This window comes from Bradyrhizobium sp. UFLA05-153, from assembly GCF_054185185.1.
In genome coordinates, this window is sequence record NZ_JBBIAM010000001.1 from 220,307 (window position 1) to 243,891 (window position 23,585).

The window sequence follows — 23,585 nt, forward strand, 5'->3', positions numbered from 1 at the left end:
AGAACCATGACCAGTTTGTCTGCACCGATCGAAATCATCCGCCCCGAAGTCATCGAGTTCGGATCCGGCACCATTGCCGCAGTGGCGCGGTTTGCACGCGGGAAAGGCGTGCGGCGTCCGCTCGTCGTCGCCGATGCTTTCAACGCCGCGCGCGTCGACCTGCTCGCGCTGCCCGGCGAGGTGACCGTGTTCGGCGAGGTCAAGCCGGAGCCTGACGTGCCCAATCTGGAGAAGGCGCTCGGCGTGGCGCGCGCTGCGCGGCCGGATCTCGTGGTCGGCTTCGGGGGCGGCAGCGCGATGGATCTCGCCAAGCTCGTCGCCGTGCTCTGCACCGGCGAGCAGAAGCTTGCAGATGTCGTCGGTCCCGACAAGGTGGCGGGCCGCAGCGTCGCGCTGGTCCAGGTGCCGACCACCTCGGGCACCGGCAGCGAGGGCGGCATCCGCGCACTGGTCACGGATCCCGCGACCCGCAACAAGCTCGCCGTGCAGAGCCGCTTCATGCTGGCCGATCTCGCGGTCGTCGATCCCGATCTCACGATGAGCGTTCCGCCGCAGGTGACGGCTGCGACCGGCGTCGATGCGCTCGCGCATTGCGCGGAGGCCTTCACCAGCCGCAAGGCGCATCCGACCATCGATCTCTACGCGCTCGAAGGCATCCGCCTCGTCGGCCGCTATCTCGGTCGTGCGGTCAAGGACGGCGCGGACCGCGAGGCGCGCGCCGCGCTGTCACTGGCATCGCTCTATGGCGGCTTTTGCCTCGGACCGGTGAACACCACCGCCGGTCACGCGGTGGCCTATCCACTCGGCACCCGCCATCATATCGCCCATGGCCTCGCCTGCGCTGTGATCTTCCCGCATACGCTGGCGTTCAATATGCCGGCGGTGGAAGCGAAGACGGAGGCCGTGCTGGAGGCGCTCGGCGCGCCCGCGACCAGGAATCCCGCGGCTGCATTCGATGCGGCCTACAAGTTTTGCGCTGATCTCGGCATCGAGATGAAATTATCGGCGCTCGGCGTGCCCGCAGATGATCTTGGCGCGATGGCCGACGAGGCCCACGCGATCCGCCGCCTTCTCGACAACAATCCGCGCGATCTCGGCCGCGATGCGATCCTGAAGATGTACCAGACGGCGCTCTGACTGTTCCGTCGAAAGACGAGTCCGTTGCATGAAACTTTGCTGCCTCGCACAACATTAAGTCCAACGTCTAGTCAGCAGGCGCCTTGACAGTCGAAACGCTCCGCGCGCACATTCTTACACTAAGTAAGAATGACGACAGGGACGGAAATGTCGGAGCAGCCGAGAAGTCGGCGGCAGACGCGTGCGGCCATTCTTGGGCATCTGCTCAAGTCGGGCGGCATGTTTCGGCCTCCTCTGGCTAAGGCGGTGCGCCTGTCCGAGGCGAGCCTGTCGCGCATCCTGATCGATCTGAAGGCGGAGGGCCTGATCGAGGAAGTGAGGCGACCTGCCCCTTACTTCGGTGGTCCGACCGGCCTGGTGTCGCTCGACAGGTCCGTGGCGCTGGCGGCTTTCGAGCTGACCACTCAGCGGCTGAGCGTCGGCGTCGGCACGCTTTCGGGCGAGCTTGGCTACGTCGAGCGGCTGCCATTGCCGAAGACGCTGACGGTCGACGCCGTCGGCGGGGTCTTTCGCGACGCACTGCACCTGCTTCAGGACTGGACGCGGCGGCGAGGGGGCGATGTTGCGCAGATCGGAGTTTCGGTTCCCGGACTCGGCCGGTTGAGTGAGCTGCACAATCCGATCATTCCCTGTGACGTCGCCATGGTTCGCGACATGTTCAGCGAGATGTTTGCGGACGCGCCGGTCGAGTTCACGAACTCGGTCGTGGCGCATGCGATGTTTCATCGCTGCCGCACCGAACATTATCCGTTTATGGGTGCCCATCTGTTCGTGTTCGTCGGTCAGGGTGTCGCAGGCGCATGGGTGGACGACGCGATCGAGGCCAATGCCTCACGGCCGGTTGAGCTGGGCCACATGGTGTTCGGCGAGGGCGGTCCGCGATGCCGCTGCGGCCATCATGGCTGCGTCGAAGCCTATACGTCGCTTCCTGCGCTCGCCGAGCTTCTTGGTGTTGGCGAAACGGATTTGCTCCAGCTCGGCGACGATTGGGTAAATGCAATCTCGGTTCCGTCCCGTCTGCGCCAGGAGTTGCGGCGCCGGTTGTTCCGGCTCGGCCTTGCGATCGGCAATACGCTGAACGTGAAGCCCTGTCCTGGTGTTGTCATCAGCGGCTGGCCGTCCCTTCTCGCGGAGGATGACCGAAAGGCCGTAGTTGAAGGTATCGATGCCAGCCTGCTTGGCGGACGCAGGCTCGCCGAGGTGTCGCTCGATTTCGTGCCGCCTTCGAACGGTAACGATCCGAATGCCGCGCTCGCCTTTGCGGCCTGTTGTCTGGCGTGTCGCGGTGGCATGCCGGCCGCGACGACGGAGGCTGCCTGAAATGCCCTAAGGCCTGTGGCTCGCCGTGCCAAAAAGCTCACACCCGGGAGGAACTTGCTATGCCGATCACAACAATAACAAGGCGTCGTCTGCTCGCTGGATCCGCTGCCGCGCTGGCACTGCCGGCGTTCGCTCGCGCGCAAAGCGCGATCAAGCCGCGACTGACCGTCATCTCGCAATGGTCCGCAGGCAGCGATGGCGCGGCTATCACGGCGCTCGGCAAGAAATTCGAGGAGAAGGGTGGGATTTGGCAGCACTCGCCCGTCCCGGGATTCACCACCGAGATGATGAACAAGCTGCGTGCTCAGATCATAGCCGGCGATCCGCCAGCCTGTTCGCAACTCAAGGGCCCCGAGATTGCGGCCTGGTCGAAGATTGCCCCGACCGTCAATCTCGACGCCCTTGTCGCTGCCGCCGGCTACGAAAAGGTTGTCGCTCCAGACCTTGCGCGATTGCATAAGCCGGGTGGCAAGTGGATTTCGCTGCCGTTGCAGATCTACAGCACCAACATGCTGTTTCTCTCCAAACGCGCAATGGACAAAGCCAAGGCCGACAAGATCCCCGTCACCTGGGCTGACTTCAACGATCTCGCAGAGAAGATGAAGGCGAGCGGAATCACGTATCCCATCGCCAACGGCGGCACCCGCCCGGACGATGGGCAGAAATTCGAGGCCTCTCTGGCCGGCATCAGCCCGACAGTGTACCGCGCAGCCATCATGAATCTCGACAAGAAGGCCCTGGAGGGCCCCGAGATCAAGGCGGCGTTCGCACAGGTCCGCAAGATCGCCGACTGGTCGGACCCCAACGTCGGCGCCCAACCCTATGCCACCAACTTGAAGCGTTTCGTCGATGGCGAGATGGGCATGTTGATCATGGGCGGGTGGGCCCAGGGCGTGTTGCGCAATGCCGGCTTCAAGTTCGATGACTACGTCATCGCGCCGGGCCCCAGCGATAATACCAAGCCGGTTTTCCTGTTGAATGCCGATGCCTTCATATTCTGGCAACGCAAAGAGGCCGATCTGCAGGCCGGTCAGACATTGATGGCCCAGCTCGTCATGGATCCGGCAATCCAGACCATGTATTCGCAGATCACGGGATCGATCCCCGTGCGCACCGATGTCGATCTGTCCGGTGAGGGCTGGTCGGACGGTCAACGGCGGACCGCCGCAGCTCTGAAAGACGCTGTCGCCAACAATCAGGCCGTCCTGAGCCTCGCGCACAACATGGCGCAGGAAAACGGCCTGACCGCCGCGATGATCGACGTGATCACAGAGTACGTGAAGAACAAGACGATTACGCCGGAGCAGGCGGTCACCCGCCTCGCCGATGCCGTCGAGGGGGCGCGTTGACCGACGTCGTCGCGACAGCAACGCAGCAGGGCCGGCCGGCGATCTCTGGCGTGGTGCGCCGGCTGCCCGAATACCTGATGATTTGGGTGCCGCTGCTCTTGTCTGCAGCGCACCTCATTTCGTTTTCAATCTGGACGATCTGGATTTCGTTCACGCCATCCACTCTGGTTCCGGTCTCGGGCTGGGTAGGCTTGCGCAACTACACGGCGGTCTTGGCGTCACGAAACTGGCAGATCGCCTTCGACAATCTGCTGCTGTTTGGCAGCGCTTTCGTGCTGCTGAGCCTGGTGACCGGCCTCATGCTTGCGATCCTGCTCGATCAGCGCATTCGTGCCGAGAACGTGCTCCGATCCATCTTCCTCTATCCCTTGGCGGTGTCGTTCGTCGTCACTGGCACGGTCTGGAGCTGGCTGCTCAATCCTGGCATCGGGATCGAGAAGCTCGTTCATGACCTCGGCTGGACCTCCTTCCGGTTCGGCTGGCTGGTCGACCGCGACATGGCAATCTGGACGATTGTCATCGCTGCGATCTGGCAATCTTCGGGCTTTGCCATGGCGCTCTTCCTTGCTGGCCTTCGGTCCGTCGATGCCGACATCATCAAGGCCGCCCAGATTGACGGCGCTGGACCGATCCGAACCTACTGGCGCGTCATTTTGCCGACGCTGTGGCCGATCACCATCACCGTCGTCGTCGTCCAGCTGCAGTTCGCGATTTCGGCCTTCGACCTCGTCCGCGCGCTCACGAATGGCGGGCCTGGGATCGCGACCCAGCTGCCCGCTCTTGTCGTCTATGATCTCATGTTCCAGCGCAGCCAGCTCGGCCGGGGTGCGGCGGCGGCGGTGCTCATGTTGCTTATTCTTCTTGCGGTGCTGCTGCCGTATGCAGCGTGGCGTTATCTCCAGCGGCGGCGGGCGATCCATGCGTGACCGAGCCCTCGCGCCAAGCCGGATTTTGATCTATTTCGTGGTTTCGTTGATGGCTGCAGCCTGGCTCGCGCCATTGGTTGTTGTCGTGTTGAACTCGCTGCGGACCAATGAGGAGATCGCCCAGGCCTCGATGATCGGCTGGCCGAAACACTGGGCCTGGAGCAACTACGCCGCTGCCTGGAGCGGCTTCTGCGTCGCCGAGACCTGCGCTGGCATCCGGCCGTATATGCTGAACTCCGCGCTCGTCACGATTCCCGCCACAATCTTCTCGACCTTGCTCGGTGCGATTGCCGGGTACGCCGTGTCGCTCTGGCGCTTTCGCGGCGATAGCTGGATCTACGGTATCGTGACCCTTGGCCTCTTCCTTCCCCAGCAGATGCGCCTGCTTCCCTGGACCATCGTGCTGCGGGACATCGGTCTCATCAACACGCTGACCGGTCTCGTGCTGATTCACACGATCCAGGGGCTCTCCTTTACGACCTTGTTCTGCCGAAACTACTATGTCGCCATTCCCCATGAACTGATCAGGGCCGCGCGGATCGATGGCGCCGGGTTCTTTCGCATCTTCTGGCGCATCATTCTGCCGCTCTCGTCTCCCATCCTGATCGTTACCGTCATCTGGCAGTTCACGCACATCTGGAACGAGTTCCTCTATGGCGTAACATTCACGACCGGCCAACAGCAGCCTGTCACGGCCGCTCTCATCGCGCTATCTGCAGCGATCGCAGATATCCCGAAGCACGGCGTGCAGAGCGCTGCGGTGATCATCGCGGCGCTGCCTACCTTGTTGATCTATCTCTTTGGCGGCAGGTACTTCGTGCGCGGCCTTACCGCAGGGGCCGTGAAATGATGGGATTGTCATGGCAGCACTAAGCATTCGCGCCCTGTCGAAGCGCTACGCCAATCTGGAGGTGCTGAAGGGCATCGACCTCGACATCGAGAGCGGCGAGTTTACCGTGCTGGTCGGGCCGTCGGGTTGCGGCAAGTCCACGCTGCTCAACATCGTCGCCGGGCTCGATCGCGCCAGCGACGGAACGATCGAGATCGGCGGACGCGTCGTCAATGACGTCCCGCCCAAGGACCGCGACATCGCCATGGTGTTCCAGTCCTACGCGCTCTATCCGTCGATGACGGTGCGGCAGAACATCACGTTCGGCATGGAATGCCGTCATGTGCCGAAGGCGGAGCAGGAGAAGGCGCTTTCGAATGTCGCTCGCCTCTTGCAGATCGAGCCGCTGCTCGGCCGCAAGCCGTCGCAGCTGTCCGGCGGCCAGCGGCAGCGCGTGGCGATGGGCCGCGCGCTGGTGCGCGATCCCCTGCTGTTCCTGTTCGACGAGCCGCTGTCCAATCTCGATGCCAAGCTGCGTGTCGAGATGCGGATGGAGATCAAGCGGCTGCATCAGCGCATCGGCGCCACCATCGTCTACGTCACCCATGACCAGATCGAGGCGATGACGATGGCGACGCGGATCGCCGTCATGCACCAGGGCGAGGTGCAGCAGTTCGCTGATCCCGACACCGTGTACCGCTATCCGGCCAACCTGTTCGTCGCGCGCTTCATGGGCTCGCCGCCGATGAACACCATGAAGGCGCGGCTCGAAGCGGACAATGGCGGGCCGGTGGTCGTGATCGGCGCGGGGCGGCCGGACGAGGCCCGCCTGCGCCTGCAAGGGTATGACGCGGCTGCCTCCTTCGTCGGCCGGGACATCGTGGTCGGGATCAGGCCGGAATGCATCGCCGAGGGAAGTCGCGGTTTCTCCAACGGCGCCGGCGCGCCCGTCGTCGTCAACGCGCCGGTCGAGATGGTCGAGCCCACCGGTGCGGAGACCATCGTGCTGTTGCGGCTCGGCGGCGAGTCCGCTTTGGCGCGGATCGCGCCGGACATCCGGCCGGTGCCTGGCGAGGTCGCCGCGTTCGCGCTCGACACGCGCCGCATCTGCCTGTTCGACCCCGAGACGGAGCGACTGATCGCATGACCAGGACGAGCTATCCGGGCCTTGCTGACCAGGTGGTGTTGATCACCGGCGGCGCCAGCGGCATCGGCGCGGCCTTCGTACGCGCGTTCGCGGCCCAAAAGGCCCGCGTCGCCTTTCTCGACATCGACACCGATGCCGGCGAAGCCTTGGTGCGGGAGGTGACGGGCGCCGGCGGCGCAGCGCCGCTGTTCGTGCCGTGCGACTTGCTCGACATCGAGGTCCTGCGCGAGGCGATCGCACGGGTCCATGGTACGCTTGGCGATGCCGCGGTGCTGGTCAACAACGCCGCCAACGACCAGCGCCAGGTGCTGTCAGAGGTGACGCCGGTAGAATTCGACTGGACGATTGGCGTCAACTTCAAGCACGTCTTCTTCGCCGCGCAAGCGGTTGTGCCGCAGATGCAGTCACGCGGTGGCGGTTCCATCATCAACATGTCGTCGGTGGCCTGGATGCGCGGCGGGCCGGCGCTGCCGGTTTACGCCGCGGCCAAAGCGGCGATCGTCGGCTTCACCAACTCGCTCGCGCGGCTGGTCGGCCCCGACCGTATCCGCGTCAATGCGATTGCGCCCGGCATGGTGATCACGGAGCGTCAGCGGCGGCTCTGGTATCCGAACGAGCAGGCGATCGCCGAGCTCCGCACGCGGCAGGCCATTCCCGACGCCGTGACGCCGGACGACGTCGCGCGGATGGCACTGTTTCTAGCGTCCGACGACAGCAAACGCATCACGCGTCAGTGCTTCCTGGTCGACGGGGGCCTCGGCTAGGCAGGCGCGCATTCAGCGCAGGAATTGCCGGAAGCGGCGAAGCGACACGAAGAACAGGATCCCGCCGATCGCCAGCAAGGCCGCGAATTGCGGCCACACGACGGTCAGCCCCGCGCCACGGAACAGGACGGCTTGCGCGAGGATGACGAAATGGGTGTTCGGCGCGGCGAGCATGATGTCCTGGATAATTTGCGGCATGCTCTCTCTTGGCGTTGTCGCGCCCGACAGCATCTGGAGCGGCATCAGCACCAGCATCAGGAGCAGACCGAATTGCGGCATGGTGCCGGCTGATGTGGCGAGGAAGATGCCCATGCTGGTGGTGGCGAAGAGGTAGAGCGCAGTGCCGAACAGGAACAGCGGGACCGAGCCCCCGATCCGGACCGCGAGCAATCCCTGTACGATGAAGATCAGCGCGACGCTGGCGGCGACGAGAACGACGAGCCCCATCGACCAGATCTTGCTCGCCATCACTTCGAACGGCGTCACCGGCATGACCAGGAGATGCTCGATGGTGCCATGCTCGCGCTCACGGATCAGCGCTGCGCCGGTCAGGATGATCGAGAGCATCGTGACCGAGGAGATGACGTTGTTGATGGCGCCGAACCAGCCTTTGTTGAGCTCCGGATTGAAGCGCGCGCGCAGCGCCAGATCGATCGGCAGCGGCGCGGCCGAACGGTAGCGGGACAGGAACTCGCTGACCTCGTCGCTGACGATGGACTGGATGTAGCCGCTGCCCGTGAAAGCCTGGGACATGCGCGTCGCATCCACGTTGAGCTGGATGGCGGGCGATCTCTGCGCCAGCAGGTCACGCTGGAAGTTGGGAGGGATGTTGAGCGCAAAGGTGTCGAGCCCGGCGTCCATGCGGGACATCATCTCCGACTGCGGGATCAGCCGCGGGACCGTGAAATAGGGCGGGCTGAACGCAGTGATGATGCGCGTGGCGGCCGGCGACCTGTCCTCGTCGACGATGGCCAGCGCCGCCTGGTTCAGCGTCTCGGGCTGCGCCCTGGAAGACGTATAGATCGAGACCGTGAAGGCATAAACGATCAGCCCCAGCATCATCGGATCGCGCAACAGGCCGCGCAATTCCTTGACGCCAAGCTGGATGATGTTGCCTGCGCGCATGACTAGTTCGCCTGTTTCTTCAGGAACAGCACGCCGAGCCCGAGCAGCACGGGGATGGTGATCAGCAGCGCGACGAACGGTCCGGTCAGGTCGCCGAAATCCAGCCCCTTCGAGAAGGTGCCGCGCGTGATGGTGACGAAATGGGCCGTCGGATAGATCCGCCCGATGATCGCGCCCGCGCCCTGGAGCGAGGAAACCGGATCGACCAGGCCCGAATATTGCGTGGCCGGAATCATGGTGAGCAGCGCGGTCGCGAAGATCGCCGCAATCTGGCTCGTCATGAAGGAGGAGATCACGAGCCCCATCGCCGTCGTGATGACGACGTAGAGGAGGGCGGCCGCCATGAAGGCCACGAAGCTGCCCCTGAAGGGAACGCCGAATGCAAACACGGCGAAAGCCGTCAGCAGGAAGAAGTTCAGCATGGCGAGAGCGACATAGGGCAGCTGCTTGCCGAGCAGGAACTCGATCCGGGTGACCGGCGTGACGTAGAAGTTGATGATCGAGCCGAGCTCCTTCTCGCGCACGACGCTCAGCGTCGCCAGGATCGCCGGGATGATCAGCAGCAGGATCGGGATCACGGCGGGCGCCATCGCGACGATGCTTCTGATATCGGGGTTGTAGAGGAATCGAACCTCGAGCTGGTAGTCGCCGGTGGTCGCGGCATTGCCCAGGAGCTGCCGGGCCCGCTGCGTCAGCCATGTCGCGTGCATTGCCTGCACGTAGCTGCGTACGGTCTCTGCGCGCGATGGCATCGCGCCGTCGACCCAGGCGCCGATCTGGACCTCGCTGCCGCGCGCAACGTCGCGACCGAAGCCGGGTGGGATTTCGATGGCCAGGCTCAACTCGCCGCTGCGCATGCGGCGGTCGAGGTCGTCATAGTCGGTGATCGGCGCGAGCTCGGTGAAATAGCGGGACCCCGCGATCTGAAGGACGTAGTCGCGGCTGATGGTGGTGTCGTCGCGGTCCATGACGGCGAAGGAGAGATTCTCGACGTCCATATTGATGCCGTAGCCCATCACGAACATCAGGATCAGGCTGCCGAGGATCGCCAGCGTGGCGCGGATCGGATCGCGCCTGAGCTCGAGCGCCTCCCGCTGCGTGTAGGCAAACATGCGTCGGGGATCGAAGAAGCTTAGGGCGTTGTGCATGGCGCCGTGCGCCTTGGCGGCGGCAGGCTCGGGCGTGACATGCGGCGTGGCGCGCGCCTCACGCGCGTCTGTTGCGGCGATCGCGTCCTTCAGATAGGCGACGAAGGCTTCCTCCAGGTTGCCGCCGCCGCGACGCTCCGCGATCCCCGCCGGCGTGTCGCTGATCATCACCTTGCCGGCATGCATCAGCGAGATGCAGTCGCAGCGCTCCGCCTCGTTCATGAAATGGGTGGACACGAAGATCGTGACATTGTCGCGCCGTGACAGGTCGGACAGGATCTGCCAGAAGCCATCGCGAGCGACCGGGTCGACGCCGGAGGTCGGCTCGTCCAGGATCAGGATGTCGGGCGCGTGGATCATGGCGACCGCAAGCGACAGGCGCTGGCGCACACCGAGCGGCAGCGCGTCGGGCAGTGCGTCGATGACATCGGTGAGGTCGAAGTCTTCGACCATCTGGCGGACCCGTCCGTCGATCGTGTCAGGCGCGAGGCGGAACAGGCGCGCGTGCAGCTCCAGGTTCTGGCGGATTGTCAGCTCGGAGTAGAGCGAAAAGGCCTGCGACATGTAGCCGACGCGCCGCCGAACATCCATGTCGTTGGGATCGACTTCGTGCCCGAACAGCCTGGCTTCGCCTTCGCTGGCGGGCAGCAGCCCGGTCAGCACCTTCATCGTCGTGGTCTTGCCGCAGCCGTTCGAGCCGAGGAAGCCAAAGATCTCGCCGCGAGCGATGCGGAAGCTCACATGATCGACCGCCGTGAAGTCGCCGAACCGGACTGTCAGTTGCTCGGCCTCGATCGCGATGTCGTCGTCATGCCCGCTCGCGCGTGGCGGGATCACCACCTCCTTGTAACCCCGTCGCTGCTCCTGAGGCAACAGGGCAATGAAGGCGGCATCGAGATTGTCGGCGCCGGTCTGTCGCAGCAGCTCCGCCGGGGTGCCGGTCGCCAGCACCCGCCCGTCATTCATTGCAACGAGCCAGTCGAAGCGCGCGGCTTCCTCCATATAGGCGGTCGCGACGATGACGCTCATGCCGGGACGATCCTTTCGGATCGTCTCGATCAGCTCCCAGAACTGCCGGCGCGAGAGCGGATCGACGCCGGTGGTCGGCTCGTCGAGGATCAGGAGATCGGGATCGTGAATCAGCGCGCAGCAGAGGCCGAGCTTCTGCTTCATGCCGCCCGACAGCTTACCTGCGGGCCGGTCTATGAACGGGGCGAGGCCAGTGTCCTTGAGGAGTTGCTGTATGCGTTCCTCGCGCTCATGCCGGTCGTGTCCGAACAGACGGCCGAAGAAATCGACATTCTCGAACACGGAGAGGGTCGGGTAGAGGTTCTTGCCCAGGCCCTGCGGCATGTAGGCGATCTGCGGGCAGGTCCGCCGCCGGTGCGCAGCGTCCGCGATGTCGCCGCCGAGCACGTGGACGCGGCCTTCCTGGATCGCGCGAGCCCCGGCGATGAGCGAAAGCAGGCTGGATTTGCCGACACCGTCAGGTCCGATCAATCCAACCATGCGGCCTGCGGGAATGTCGAGCGTGATGCCGTCCAGTGCGCGAGTCCTGTCATAGGACAGCCCGACCGCTTCCAGGCGTATGACCGGCGCCGAAGAAGCTGACTGATCGCCGTTCGACGCGACGTTCATTTGACCAGATGTTCCGTCAGTTGGGCCGGCCACTCGGCGTTCTGGTCGAGCCGGACGAAGGCGCGGCCGGGCAGGCCTGTCTTGACCTGCTCGATGTTTCTTCGCAGCAGGTCCGGCGAGATATGCGCACGGACGCGGAACATCAGCTTCTGGCGCTCCTCCTCGGTCTCGACGGTCTTCGGCGTGAACTGAGCAACGCTGGCGACGAACGTCGCCTTGGCCGGAATGACCCATTGCGGCGCGGCGTCGAGCACGAGGCGGACCTCCGAGCCGATCGCGACGCGGCCGGCCTGCGCCGTCGGCAGGAAGAAGGTCATGTAGACGTCGCCGAGGTCGACGAGATTGAGCACGCGTCCGCCGGCGGAAAGCACCTCGCCGGGCTGGGCGACGCGGAACTGCACGCGCCCGTCGCGCGGGGCGCGCAGCGTCGAGTCGTTGAGGTCGGCCTTTATACTCTCGATGGCTGCCTTCGCCGCCTCGACGGCAGCCTCGGCATCGACGACTTGGGCTTCGGCAGCGCTGATCGCGGCTTCTGAGCCGGCGAGTTGGGCCTCCGACGCGGCCACAGCTGCGCGCGCGCCGTTGGCGGCCGCGCGGTCGTCGTCGAGCACCTGCTGGGACACTGCGTTGGTCCTGATCAATGTTTCGGAACGCTGTAGCCTTCGATCGGCAGCATCGAACTCCGCGCTGCGCTGGCTAATCACGGCGGTCGCCGTCTTCTTCTCGGCCTCGCGCTGGGTCACGAGACTCTTGGCCGTGTCGATCCCGATCGTGGCGCGCCGCAGTTGCGCCTGGGCCTGGCGGTACTGCGCCTCAAGTTGGGCAGTATCCATTTGTGCCAGCGGCTGTCCGGCCGAGACCAGATCACCCTCTCTCACGAGGATGTCCCTGATGCGTCCCGGCGTCTTGGTTGCGATATCGATCTCGACAGCCTCGATGCGGCCGTTGCCGCTGGCAAAGCCGGGCGGAAGGCTGTCGCCCCCCAGCTTCTGCCAGGCAAGGTAGCCCCCCACGCCGAGGGCCACGACAAGGAGGGCGATCAGCCAGCGTTTTCGATTGCGCGTCATAGTCTAGGCCGTTTCATCGACAGGCGGCGTCAGGTGGGTGTTTGATCCAGATTTCGCCTTCGCCCGCTCGCGCAGGCGCTGGAACGTCACGTAGAGCATCGGCACCATGAAGATCCCGATCGAACTGGCGGCGAGCATGCCGGCGAACACGGCGGTGCCGACCGCGCGGCGGCTGAGCTCGGCGGCACCGGTTGCGATGACGAGCGGCAGGAGACCGAGGATGAACGCAACCGATGTCATCATGACCGCGCGAAACCGCATGTGCGCCCCCTGAACCGCGGCATCGGCGAGCGCCACGCCCGCCTCCCGCTGCTCCTTTGCAAATTCGACGATCAGGATGCCGTTCTTGGCGGCGAGCGCGATCAGGACCACGAGGCCGATCTGGCCATAGAGATCGAGATTGAGGCCGGCGATCTTGATACCGACATATGAGCCGAGTACGCCGACGACGACCGACAGCAGCACCGGGATCGGGATCACCGTGCTTTCGTAGAGAGCGACCAGGAACAGATAGGCAAACAATACGGCGAGCATCAGCACGATGCCGGTCTGGCCGGCGGCTTGCTGCTCCTGATAGGCCGTGCCGGTCCATTCGAAACCGTAGCCTGCCGGCAGCACGGTGTTCGAGATCTCCGCCATGGCGGCTATCGCCGTGCCGGACGAGATGCCTGGCGCCGGGCTGCCGTTCACAGTCACCGAGCGATAGTTGTTGTAGCGGGTGATCACCTGCGGTCCGGTCACGATCTTGATGCCGGCCAGCGACCGTATCGGCACCATCTGGCCGGTGTCGTTGCGCAAGTAGATCCGCCAGATGTCGGAGATATCGGCGCGATCGAACGCCTCGCCCTGCACGTTGACCTGCCAGGTGCGGCCGTACAGGTTGAAGTTGTTGACGTAGATGCCGCCGAGCGTCGCCTGCAAGGCGGTAAAGATGTCGCTGACGTTGACGCCGAGCGCCTGCGCCTTGCGACGGTCGATGTCGAGAAAGATCGAAGGATTGGTCGCGGTGAAGGTCGAGAAGACGCGCGCCAGCCGCGGATCGGCGTTGGCGGCGCTGATCAGTGCGCCGGTGACGCTGGAAATCGCCGCGGGGCTCTGTCCTTCCAGCGCCTGGAGCTGGTATTCGAACCCGCCGGAGGTCGAGAGGCCGATGATCGGCGGCATGTTGAAGGGCAGCACGTTTGCCTGCGGGATCTGTGCTCCGGCTGCGAAGGTTTGCGCGATCAATGCCTGTGCAGAATCGGCCGCCGCCTTGCGATCGGCAAAAGGCTTGAGTCGGGTCACGACCAGCGCGCTGTTCGGCTCGGATGCGCCGTCGAGCAGTGAGAAGCCGATGACGGCGAGGACGTGATCAACCGCCGGCATGTTCTTCAGGATGTCCTCGATCTTTTGTGTGACCTCGCTGGTGCGTGCGACCGATGCGCCGTCGGGGAGTTGCACCGACGTGAAGAAGGCGCCCTGGTCTTCCTCGGGGAGGAATCCCGTCGGCGTGATCAGCGACATGCCGAAGATCCCGGCGGCGAAGACGGCAGCGAATAGGAGGGAGAGTACAGCCACACGCAACAGTCGGCGCACGCCGCTGCTGTAGCGGTCACGCAGCCAGTCGATCCCGCCAAGCACGCGCCCGATGATGCCGCGCCTGGGCCCGGTGTGACGCAGGAAAAGCGCGCAGAGCGCCGGCGACAATGTCAGCGCGTTCAATGCCGAAATGATCATCGCGGCGCTGATCGTGACCGCGAACTGGCGAAACAGCGTGCCGGAAATGCCCGGAATGAACGCAATCGGCACGAAGACGGAGAGCAGCACCAGCGTGATCGCGATGATCGGCGCCGTGATCTGCGTCATGGCTTTCTTGCTGGCCTCGACGGCGGACAGCGCCGGCTCTTCCTCCATCACGCGTTCCACGTTCTCGACCACCACGATCGCGTCGTCGACGACGATGCCGATGGCGAGCACCATCGCGAGCAATGACACGGTGTTGGCCGAATAGCCGGCCACCAGCAGCACTGCGAAAGTACCGATCAGGCTTACGGGAACGGCCACGGCCGGGATCACGGTAGCGCGGAGATTGCCAAGGAAGAGGTAGACCACGATCACGACCAGAACGAAGGCCTCGGCAAGCGCCCGCAGGACTTCGGTGATCGTATCCCACACGAAGCTCGTGGAGTCGTATTGTACGAGGTAGCTGAGCCCGGTTGGGAAGCGCTTGGACAGACGTTGCATCGTGGCTGCGACCGCCTTCGCTGTCGTCACGGCATTGGCGCCCGGTGCGAGATAGATCGCGATCGGCACGGCAGAGCGTCCATCGATCCGCGCTTCGCTGTCGAGATTTTGCGCGCCCATCTCGACCCGGGCGACGTCCTTCACCAGGAGCGAGGAGCCGTCCGGATTGGCGCGCAGCACGATGTTGGCGAATTGATCGGTGGTGGCGAGCCGGCCGAGGGTCTGAACATTGAACTGGAATTGCTGGTCATCGCTGATCGGCCGCGCGCCGATGCGGCCGACCGGTGCCTGGACGCTTTGCGCACGGATCGCGGCAATGACGTCCGACGGAGTCAGATTGAGGCTGGTCAGCCGCTGCGTATCGAACCAGATCCGCATCGAGTAGTTCATTTTGGCGAACAGATTGGTCTGGCCGACCCCCGGCGTGCTGGCGAGGGCATCGAGCACGTTGATGATGGCGTAGTTGGTGATGAAAAGCGGATCCTGCTGCCCGTCGGCGCTGTAGAGCGCCAGGAATTGCAGGATCGCCGAGGACCGCTTGCGCACCGTGACGCCCTGTTGCTGGACCTCCGTCGGCAGTTGCGACAGTGCGCTCTGGACGCGATTGTTGACGTTGACCGTATTGATGTCGGGGTTGGTGCCGAGAGCGAAAGAAACGGTAAGCGTATAGGTGCCGTCATTGGCACTGGTCGATTTCATATAGAGGGCGCGGTCCACGCCGATGACCTGCGCCTCCAGTGGCTGGGCGACGCTGCCTTCGACCACCTCCGCGGATGCGCCGGGGAAGGTGGCGGAGACCGAGACCTGCGGCGGCACGATGTCCGGAAACTGCGCCACCGGGATCTGCATCACCGCGAGTGCACCGGCGATGGTGATGATGAATGCGATCACCATCGCCAGTCGCGGGCGATCGATGAAAACCGCTGACATCATCGCTTGGTGCCCACAGCTTCGCCAGAAGTGCCAGTGTCGCTTGTGGCAGCGTTCATGCTCGACAGGATCAGCGGGCTTGCCGGACCGGGCACGACGACCTGGCCGGGGCGGGCCCGCTGCAAGCCCTCGACAATGACCTTGTCGCCGGCGGTGAGCCCGCTGATCACGGCGGCGATGGTCGGCGTCGATTGTCCGAGCTTGACGCGGTGCTGCTCGGCCTTGTTGTCGCCACCGACGGTGAGGACATAATCACCCTGCTGGTCCGAGAGCACGGCGGAGCGGGGGATCGCCAGCACCTCGACGGGCTCGACGCCTTCGAGCACGACGGTGACGAATTCGCCGTCGGTCAGTTCGTGGACGGTCACGCCCGCGGCCGAAGGCGCCCGCAGGATCGGGTTGGCGATTTCGCCGCGCACGGTGACCGTGTCGGTGTTTTGCGCGATGGTGTTGTCGACGAAATTCAGCTTGCCAGCCTGGCCATACATGCGGCCGTCGGGGAGCCGCAACCTGATCACCACGGCTTCCAGGCCGCCTTTCGGACCATACCGTTCGCGCAATTCCAGCCCCTGGCGAAGCGGCACGGGGAAGGTGACGTACATCGGGTCCTGGCTGACGATGGTGGTCAGAACGCCCGAACTCGGACTGACGACGTTGCCCTCGGTGACTGACGTGCGTCCGATCTTGCCGTCGATCGCTGCGCTGATCACGGTGTAGTCGAGATTGATCCGTGATGCATCGACCTGTGACTGAGCAGCCTGTACCTGTGCTTCCAGGCTGCGCTGGTTCGCAATAGCGGCATCGTAGGTCGATTGTTGTCCGGCCGGTCCGCCGAGCAGCGTGCGTGCGCGTTCGGTGGTCAATTTGGCGTTTTCGAGCGTCGCCTGGAGCTGCGCCACCTGTGCCTGCTTTGACTCGAGGTCGGCTTCGAAGGGGCCGCGTTCGAGATGATAGAGCTGATCTCCGGACTTGATTTCCGCGCCTTCCACGAACAACCGCTTTTCCAGAAACGCGGTGACGCGTGCGACGACGTTGACGCGATTGATCGCTTCGATCCGCCCGATGAATTCGCTGGTCTCGGTGATCGGCCGCTTGGCCGCTTCCACGACACCGACCGCGGGAGGACCGGCGGGAGCAGGCTGTGTCAAGGCTGTCCCGCCGGTGATGATCGTCACGAGGCTTGCCATCAGCAGTCTGACCGAGGCTTGTGCAAGGTCCATCGTCCGCTCCTTGCCCCGGCCCTGAAATCAGTGGCGCAGGCCTCACTCATTCCCGCGGCGTGCGGTTGCTGCGAGCAGGCTCGTCGTAGCCCTTGCGACGGCTGTAGAACATCAGCGCGATAAGGCCGCAGCCCGAGACCAGTATGAAGATCGCGGCGACTGCCAGGATGATGTTGCCGTAGAGCGGCATGGGCGTTGCCTGCCACACCGCCACGCAATACCAGGTGGCCACGACGAGAAGGACAGCCAGCACGGCCGCAAGGAGCCATTGGTTCTTCGTGTGCATGGTGTCCTCCATCGTCTGGTTGAGAGCCTGAATTGTCTTCACGACAAACCTGCTGCCGATGGACCGCGTCGGTTTGCGACAGCTCCTAGCGCCACCGCCATCCGCATTGACGACGGCCGCGATGCCACCAGCAGACCCAGCGGCGCCTGCGCCGCGGCGGCGGTGGTGGCGGTCGCCCCCAGCCGGGGCCTTGTCCCCAACCGGGGCCAGTTCCAGGTCCCCAGCCGGGTCCCGGTCCCCATTGCGCTTGCGTCGCGAGATCGGATGGCATCCCCGCCTGCCCGAGATCGGGAGCGATCGGCATTGCTTCCGCGGCCTCGATCAAGCGAACGCCGATGGCGCCGATCGCTGCGGCGGCAACGGCATTCTGGGCAAAGCCGAGGAAAGCACGGCGGGTGGGAGCGTTCATCATCTTCTCCTCTTCCTGTCACACAGTCCGCCGCACGGACTGCAGCGCATAGAGCAGCCACGCCAGGCCATGCGAGATCAGGTCGACGCCCAAAAGGAATCCAAGGGCCCAGACGCTGATCTCGGGGAATCCGAGCAGGATCACGAGACCTGCGAGTGTTGCAAAGGCGCCAGAGATGAGCATCATCCATCCGTTCTGCCGCCAACGCGCGAAACTCAGCACGCAGCGAATGGCGCCCGAGGCGAACAGTATCGCGCCGAGGAAGTAGGTCAGGATGAGAGCGCCTGACACAGGCTGGCTGAGCAGCAGGAAACCGAGCCCCAGATAGAGCACGCCAAGCAGAACCTGCCACAGGAAGCCGCCCCATCCCCTGGTCCAGAAGGCGTGCATGATCTCGAACGCGCCGGCCGCGATCGCAATCACGCCGATCAGCTTGACGCTGATGAGCGTTGCGAACACGACGTCGCCGAGAGCAAAGAGACCGGCGGCGATCAGCACGATGCCCAGGAGCGCGCAGACCCAGAATGGGGGCGGAACGAAACCCTCGATCTCGGTTCGGCTGTCATAGGCTGTCATGCCATGCTCCTCATCGGCAATGGCTCGATCGACACGCCTGAATGCTAGCTTGGAACCCGCAGCGCCGACATCCGACGAAACCCTGAGCAGTGGAGCGGGAATATTCCAATTTGCATGAATGGCGGCGCTGCGATCGCGCGAGAAACGCCGGTGAATTGCTATCGCCGTCCCCTCGGCCCCAGTGTCAGATTGGTGACGCCGGCTGCGAGATTGAGTCCGATTGATCGCTCGATGGAGAGCGGCTGCAGCATCACGCTGCGCCGCGAGCCTCCGATCAGGACGTTGGCGCCGAGGCCGGGCCCCAGCGCTAAATTGCCGCTCGCGCCCACATAGTTGCCGCGCAAGGTGGCGGGGCCGATGCGCGAGTTCTTGGAGAGCACCGCCCAGGAGAGGGTGCCTGCGCTGGTCACACCGATATCAAGGCCAATGCGCCGGATCCGTCCTTCATAGATGTACTGCCGCGGCGGATTTCCCGTGTAGAACACACATCGCAGCGTCTGCGCCGATCCGAGCACCAGCCCGACGCGCGGATTGCTGAAGCACAGGAGCCGGCCGACCCTGAAGGTCTCCGCGCGCGCGGGCAGCGTGAACGTGCATAGCAGCGCCGATACGCCGATCACTGCAACGATCCGTGTCATTCGCATGTCAGTCCTCCATGTGCGTCTTGGTGTCGGCGGGCGCGGTCCTCGGCCGCCGGTCCTGGCGAAGCCAGAAGGTAAGGGCGAGGCCGATGAGGAGCACGGCGCCCAGCAGGAAGAAGAAGAAAGATTGCTTCAGCCAGGATATCGCCGGAACGGCCAAGCCCATCGCAAGGCCGAGGAAGGCAATTTGCAGCGACAGAAGACTGACGCCCGCCAGGAACGTTCCGAGCGCGAGCAACGTCAGCAAGACGAGGCCGGTTGCCGGTGTCGGAAGCAGCTGCTGCACGCCCGACACCAGGATGATGTTCATCGTGACCAGGACGGCGACCCAGTGCAGCGCCTGTGTCCAGATCAACCGCAACTTGGCTTCCTTGCCGTCGACCTCCGGCCATTTGGTGATGACACAGACCACGCCGATGGCGAGTGCCAGGAACTCCCAATAGCCGACCAGGGGCTGGCGCGAGACATTGGTGTAGGCGACGCCCGCGACGGCCAGCACCAGCGCCACGACATAAGGAAGCTGCTGCCACAGGAAATGGGCCATGCCGGAATGAGCTTCGCCGCTCTCCGCCTGTTGTGTATCCATCTCGCGCTCAGTGTCATTCATGGGTCACCCACGCGTGATTTGCCGTTGTTCAGCGCCAGTCTGGGACCATCGCCGAGATAATCCTCGACATAGAATCTGATGATCGCGACCCGGCCGATGGCGACCAGCGGCATCGCCAGCGCAATGCCCATGACGCCGAACAGCGCGCCCAACAGGACGATCGCGACCAGGGTCCAGGCCGGTGGAATTTCCACGGCCTGACGCTGGATCAGTGGGCCGATCACATAGCCTTCGATCGACTGGATGATGGTGTAGACGACGACGGCCCAGATCAGCAGCGAGCCGCCGAGCGGCATCGCGACGAGCGCGATCGGAATGGCGGCAACGATGGGCCCGAGATACGGGATGAAGTTCGACAAGCCTGCCTGGAGTCCAAGCACGAATGGACCGGGCAGCCCGATCAGGTAAAGCGCGACCCAGACGCACAGCGTCATCAGGATGATGCGGATCAGTTGTCCGACGAACCAGAGCCGCATGACGTTGCCCATCTCGTCCATCACCTCGCGCGTCCGTGTCCGATATGACGGCTTCACCAGCATGACCAGGCTTTCACGATGGCTGGTGGGATCGAACGCAAAGAGGATTCCAAGGAACAGGATCACGAGCGTAGCGGTCAGCACGCTCGAGGCGCCTCCCAGCACGAACTGGGCGTGGCTCAGGAGCCGGCCTTGATCGGAGAACAGCCATTGCGCGAAATCCCGGCCCCATTCCGGACCGAGCAGATCGACGCCGTACGACAACAGATGCTCCTGAAGGATGTCGAGCTGGGCATCCATCACCTTGAGCAATATTCGTGTCTGCTCCGGCAGCTTGCGCGCACCCCAAACGAGACCAAGTCCCGACAGGGCGGTGAGGAACAGAAGCACGAGCGTCAATCGCCAGACACGCTTGAGCGGGAGGGCTGGCGCGAGCGCCCGCGCGGCGGCGTCCAGCAAGGCCGCAAACAACACGCCCGCGAAGACGACGAGCAGGCTCGAAACGGATTGCCATGCCAGAAACAGTGCGACGCACGCAGCGAGCAGAGTGAGTCCCGTCGTGAGCAGGCTGCGCCGGCCGTCGCCTCCGGCGGGGTCGGCTTCGTCGCGCCGCGCCACCTCGCGCAGCCTGTCTTGTCCGATCCGGGTGTCGCTCATCGATCGACCAGTTCGCGGGATCTCGGCGGTCTCTTCGTTGCTCTAGGTGCGAACCCGACGGCTGCCATAGTGCGGATGCGTGCCGCCGCGATGGCGCCAGTAGCGATGCTTCGTCGGGTTCATATTGGTATTGGGTGTGGCGGTGGTGCTGGGCGCGGCTGCGCCTGGTTCTTTCGGCGCGGCCACGCCCTTGGTGTCGGACTGCGACAGGGACGGGGTCGAGGGTGCAGTCACCGCCATCAGTCCAAGGATCAGACCGGCGCAGAGGGCCCGGATGTTCATGCTCGCCTCCAATTGACAACCAAACGAATGGTTCAGATCGAGATCGCTCCGACGGTCAGCGCATAGATGCCGGCGCATGCAGCGGCCGCCAGCGCTGCGAATGTGACGGCTTCGAACGGCCGGAACGTCGTCTCCTTGCGCTCGCGCTTGGCGAGGAAGAACAGCACCGTTCCGGGTGCGTACAGGATGGTCGACAGCAGCAGAAATTTTGGCCCGCCCGCATAGATCATGCCGGCGGCATAGAGCGTCGCGACGGCCGAGCGGACCCAGTCGACTCTGCGGGCGCGCTCGCCGGCATCGTAGGTCTCGCCGAGAGAGGCGAGCTTCAGCCCATACGCGGCGACGAAGAAATATGGGATCAGGGTCATCGCGCTTGTCATCTTCAGTGCGAGCGTGAAGGCATATTCCGCAAACCAGGTAACGAGAAGAAATGCCTGGATGACACAGTTGGTGAGCCAGAGCGCGCCCGCCGGCACCTGGTGTGCGTTCACTCTGCCGAGGAACGAGGGCATGGTGCGGTTCATCGCGGCCGAATGCAGGATCTCGGCCGCCAGCAGCGACCATGACAGGTAATTTCCGAGGATCGAGATCAGGAGCCCGACGCTGATGAAGATGCTGCCCCAGCGGCCGACCATCGCTTCCATCACGCCGGCCATCGACGGCGTCGGAAGCGTCGCCAGCGCCTCGCGCGGCAGCACGCCGTAGGACAGGAGCGTGACGAGGACGAGAAGGCTCAAGACGATCAGGAAGCCCATGACGGTCGCAACTCCGATATCGGAGCGGTCCCTGGCGTAGCGGGAGTACACGCTTGCCCCCTCGATCCCGACAAAGACGAAGACGGTGAGCAGCATCGTGCCGCGGACCTGCGCGAAGACGTCCGGAAGGGATGGCTCGTCCGTTCCCCAGAAGCTTTGTGACAAGCGTTCAGCGTCCACGGTGAAGATCGCCACGATGATGAATGCCAGGATCGGGACGATCTTGGCGTAGGTTGCGATCGTATTGAGGGTGGTCGCTCCCTTGATGCCGCGCAACACCAGGACATGCACGCCCCACAGCAGCACGGACGCCGCCGCGATCGCCGTCGGCGTCGTGCCGTCGCCGAACACGGGAAAGAACTGTCCGAGCGTGGCCTTGATCAGGATGAGACAGGTGACGTCGGCGAGACAGCAGCCGATCCAGTAGCCGGCTGCTGAGGCGAAGCCGATGTAATCTCCGAATCCGGCCTTGGCATAGGCGTAGATTCCGGCGTCCAGCTCCGGCTTGCGACGTGCGAGCGCCTGGAACACCAGCGCCAGCATCAGCATACCGGTGCCCGCAATGATCCAGGCGATGATCGCCCCAAGCACCCCGGTGGCGCGGCCGAAGGATGCGGGCAATGCGAAGATGCCCGAACCCACCATCGACCCGATCACGAGCGCGGTGAGCGCGCTGCGTGACAGCGTCTGAGCGGCCTCGTTCGACGAAGGAGCCATGACAGGGAATGGCCTCCCGATCGGAAATGAGCCTGATACGACGGTCCGCGTGGATCGCAGGATGTCGGCCGGCCTCAGATCTGCGACCTTAGAGGCGGCATTCCCGCCCGCACATCAGGGATTCTCTGTAGAGGGCGATGGCCGTAAATTGGCATCGCCGGGCTCCTGGGGAGTGCCGCCTTCAGGCTCCGGCGACCTGCCTGGCCGCGGGCTGGTCGGAACGCGACAGCGAACCGGGTGCCGAGGCCCGCGCCACGAATACGAAGCTCGACCGAAAGAACTCGCCTGTCTTGGCGAGTTCGGCTGCAAGCCGCCTGGCGTGCTCCAGCGCCGCATCCTGGTCGGCGTACTCGCATCCAATCCAGTCGGGGAAGAGGCCATATCTGTCGACGATATGAAAGAAATAGCGCATGCTGCTGCATTAAGCTGGGGCGTGGACGGCTGCCAGTGACAAACCCGTAAGGCACATCCGCCAACGGGATGCCGAGCGGGCCGGCGGATTGCGCTTTCGTAAGGTGGAGGCGGGCGCCCCGGACTAGGGGAATCTTGCCTCGGTTCCTCGGGTGATCAGCCGATGTCCGGGACCTGCGCACCGGAATAGCGTGATCTCATCGCCCCGACGCGCGAGAGGAGGAAAGCGATGTCGAACTATGATCAGAACCTGGCGGGCTCAGGCCAGGCCGGCGGCAGCGCGATCGCGATTGACGCCGGACTGCGCGACTACATGTTGCGGATCTACAATCACATGGCCGCGGGCGTCGGCGTGACCGCGGTTGCGGCCTGGCTGACCTATCAGCTGGTCGATCCCTCCTGGCTGCAAAGCCCGGTGATGTGGGTCTTCATCCTGGCGCCGCTCGCGCTGGTATTCTTCCTGGGATCGCGCATCAATACGCTGTCGGTCTCGACGGCGAGGACGCTGTTTTTTGTCTATGCCGCCCTCGTCGGCATATCGCTCTCGATCCTGCTCCACATCTACACGAGCGCTTCGATCACCCGCGTGTTCTTCATCACCGCTGCGACCTTCGGCGCACTCAGCCTGTTCGGATATACGACGAGGCGCGACCTGTCCGGGGTCGGCACCTTCCTGTTCATGGGCCTGATCGGCATCATCATCGCAAGCCTGGTCAACCTCTTCCTGAGGTCGACCGGGCTCGACTGGCTGATCTCGATCGTGGGCGTCGGCGTCTTTGCAGGCCTCACCGCCTACGACACCCAACGCATCAAGGCGATGTACGACAGCGCGGACGATGAGACGTCGGCAGGCCGCAAGTCCGTGATATCGGCGCTGTCGCTCTACCTCAACTTCATCAACCTGTTCATGATGCTGCTGCGCCTCGCCGGAAGCCGCCGCTGAGC

22 protein-coding genes are annotated in these 23,585 nt (G+C 64.2%); 8 read left to right on the top strand and 14 right to left on the bottom strand.

What is annotated here, in order from left to right; all coding sequences use genetic code 11:
• Nucleotides 1-6 precede the first annotated feature (6 nt).
• From Q2941_RS01025 to Q2941_RS01055, 7 genes are all read left to right on the top strand, one after another.
• On the top strand, nucleotides 7-1,137 hold the full coding sequence (locus tag Q2941_RS01025) for an iron-containing alcohol dehydrogenase (RefSeq protein ID WP_458191299.1): 1,131 nt from the start codon (nucleotides 7-9) through the stop codon (nucleotides 1,135-1,137).
• 147 nt (nucleotides 1,138-1,284) lie between these two features.
• Nucleotides 1,285-2,457, top strand: a complete 1,173-nt coding sequence (locus Q2941_RS01030; protein WP_458191324.1) for an ROK family transcriptional regulator — start codon at nucleotides 1,285-1,287, stop codon at nucleotides 2,455-2,457.
• Between the two features lie 59 nt (nucleotides 2,458-2,516).
• Nucleotides 2,517-3,806, top strand: a complete 1,290-nt coding sequence (locus Q2941_RS01035) for an ABC transporter substrate-binding protein (RefSeq protein WP_458191300.1) — start codon at nucleotides 2,517-2,519, stop codon at nucleotides 3,804-3,806.
• A 77-nt stretch (nucleotides 3,807-3,883) separates the two neighbouring features.
• Nucleotides 3,884-4,732, top strand: coding sequence for a carbohydrate ABC transporter permease (locus Q2941_RS01040; RefSeq protein WP_458191325.1), 849 nt, complete (start codon nucleotides 3,884-3,886; stop codon nucleotides 4,730-4,732).
• Nucleotides 4,725-5,582 carry a carbohydrate ABC transporter permease gene (locus Q2941_RS01045; protein WP_027521071.1) on the top strand — a complete coding sequence of 286 codons (858 nt, stop codon included), beginning with the start codon at nucleotides 4,725-4,727 and terminating at the stop codon, nucleotides 5,580-5,582. The genes Q2941_RS01040 and Q2941_RS01045 overlap by 8 nt, the downstream gene beginning before the upstream one ends.
• A gap of 10 nt (nucleotides 5,583-5,592) precedes the next feature.
• Entirely contained in the window at nucleotides 5,593-6,708 is a 1,116-nt protein-coding gene (locus tag Q2941_RS01050) for an ABC transporter ATP-binding protein (protein WP_027521070.1), read from the top strand.
• Nucleotides 6,705-7,472, top strand: coding sequence for an SDR family NAD(P)-dependent oxidoreductase (locus Q2941_RS01055; protein WP_458191301.1), 768 nt, complete (start codon nucleotides 6,705-6,707; stop codon nucleotides 7,470-7,472). Before Q2941_RS01050 ends, Q2941_RS01055 begins: the two co-directional genes overlap by 4 nt.
• A 12-nt stretch (nucleotides 7,473-7,484) precedes the next feature.
• On the opposite strand, the gene Q2941_RS01060 is transcribed toward Q2941_RS01055, so the two are convergent.
• The 14 genes from Q2941_RS01060 to Q2941_RS01125 form a co-directional block, all read right to left on the bottom strand.
• A complete protein-coding gene (locus Q2941_RS01060) occupies nucleotides 7,485-8,597 on the bottom strand; it encodes an ABC transporter permease (protein ID WP_458191302.1) in 1,113 nt (370 codons plus the stop codon).
• A 2-nt stretch (nucleotides 8,598-8,599) separates the two neighbouring features.
• A complete protein-coding gene (gene rbbA / locus Q2941_RS01065; protein WP_458191303.1) occupies nucleotides 8,600-11,383 on the bottom strand; it encodes a ribosome-associated ATPase/putative transporter RbbA in 2,784 nt (927 codons plus the stop codon).
• On the bottom strand, nucleotides 11,380-12,450 hold the full coding sequence (locus Q2941_RS01070) for an HlyD family secretion protein (protein WP_027521066.1): 1,071 nt from the start codon (nucleotides 12,448-12,450) through the stop codon (nucleotides 11,380-11,382). Before Q2941_RS01070 ends, rbbA begins: the two co-directional genes overlap by 4 nt.
• Before the next feature lie 3 nt (nucleotides 12,451-12,453).
• Complete coding sequence (locus Q2941_RS01075) at nucleotides 12,454-15,606, bottom strand: efflux RND transporter permease subunit (protein WP_458191304.1); 3,153 nt, start codon at nucleotides 15,604-15,606, stop codon at nucleotides 12,454-12,456.
• Entirely contained in the window at nucleotides 15,603-16,823 is a 1,221-nt protein-coding gene (locus Q2941_RS01080; RefSeq protein WP_035661079.1) for an efflux RND transporter periplasmic adaptor subunit, read from the bottom strand. Before Q2941_RS01080 ends, Q2941_RS01075 begins: the two co-directional genes overlap by 4 nt.
• A 46-nt stretch (nucleotides 16,824-16,869) precedes the next feature.
• Nucleotides 16,870-17,151 (bottom strand): hypothetical protein, encoded by a 282-nt coding sequence (locus Q2941_RS01085; RefSeq protein WP_245287936.1) that lies wholly within the window; start codon nucleotides 17,149-17,151, stop codon nucleotides 16,870-16,872.
• A 43-nt stretch (nucleotides 17,152-17,194) separates the two neighbouring features.
• On the bottom strand, nucleotides 17,195-17,518 hold the full coding sequence (locus Q2941_RS01090; RefSeq protein WP_458191305.1) for a twin-arginine translocation signal domain-containing protein: 324 nt from the start codon (nucleotides 17,516-17,518) through the stop codon (nucleotides 17,195-17,197).
• An 18-nt stretch (nucleotides 17,519-17,536) separates the two neighbouring features.
• Nucleotides 17,537-18,094, bottom strand: a complete 558-nt coding sequence (locus Q2941_RS01095) for an HdeD family acid-resistance protein (protein WP_458191306.1) — start codon at nucleotides 18,092-18,094, stop codon at nucleotides 17,537-17,539.
• Between the two features lie 158 nt (nucleotides 18,095-18,252).
• Nucleotides 18,253-18,738, bottom strand: coding sequence for a DUF992 domain-containing protein (locus Q2941_RS01100; protein WP_458191307.1), 486 nt, complete (start codon nucleotides 18,736-18,738; stop codon nucleotides 18,253-18,255).
• 1 nt (nucleotide 18,739) lies between these two features.
• Complete coding sequence (locus tag Q2941_RS01105) at nucleotides 18,740-19,342, bottom strand: hypothetical protein (RefSeq protein WP_458191308.1); 603 nt, start codon at nucleotides 19,340-19,342, stop codon at nucleotides 18,740-18,742.
• Entirely contained in the window at nucleotides 19,339-20,475 is a 1,137-nt protein-coding gene (locus Q2941_RS01110) for an AI-2E family transporter (protein WP_458191309.1), read from the bottom strand. The genes Q2941_RS01105 and Q2941_RS01110 overlap by 4 nt, the downstream gene beginning before the upstream one ends.
• 42 nt (nucleotides 20,476-20,517) lie before the next feature.
• Entirely contained in the window at nucleotides 20,518-20,757 is a 240-nt protein-coding gene (locus Q2941_RS01115) for a hypothetical protein (RefSeq protein ID WP_254113163.1), read from the bottom strand.
• A gap of 32 nt (nucleotides 20,758-20,789) precedes the next feature.
• On the bottom strand, nucleotides 20,790-22,229 hold the full coding sequence (locus tag Q2941_RS01120; RefSeq protein WP_458191310.1) for a basic amino acid/polyamine antiporter: 1,440 nt from the start codon (nucleotides 22,227-22,229) through the stop codon (nucleotides 20,790-20,792).
• Nucleotides 22,230-22,410: 181 nt separating this feature from the next.
• Complete coding sequence (locus Q2941_RS01125) at nucleotides 22,411-22,641, bottom strand: DUF6894 family protein (protein WP_027521057.1); 231 nt, start codon at nucleotides 22,639-22,641, stop codon at nucleotides 22,411-22,413.
• 228 nt (nucleotides 22,642-22,869) lie between these two features.
• Between Q2941_RS01125 and Q2941_RS01130 the strand changes: the two genes are divergently transcribed.
• Nucleotides 22,870-23,583, top strand: a complete 714-nt coding sequence (locus Q2941_RS01130) for a Bax inhibitor-1/YccA family protein (RefSeq protein ID WP_027521056.1) — start codon at nucleotides 22,870-22,872, stop codon at nucleotides 23,581-23,583.
• Nucleotides 23,584-23,585: the final 2 nt, after the last annotated feature.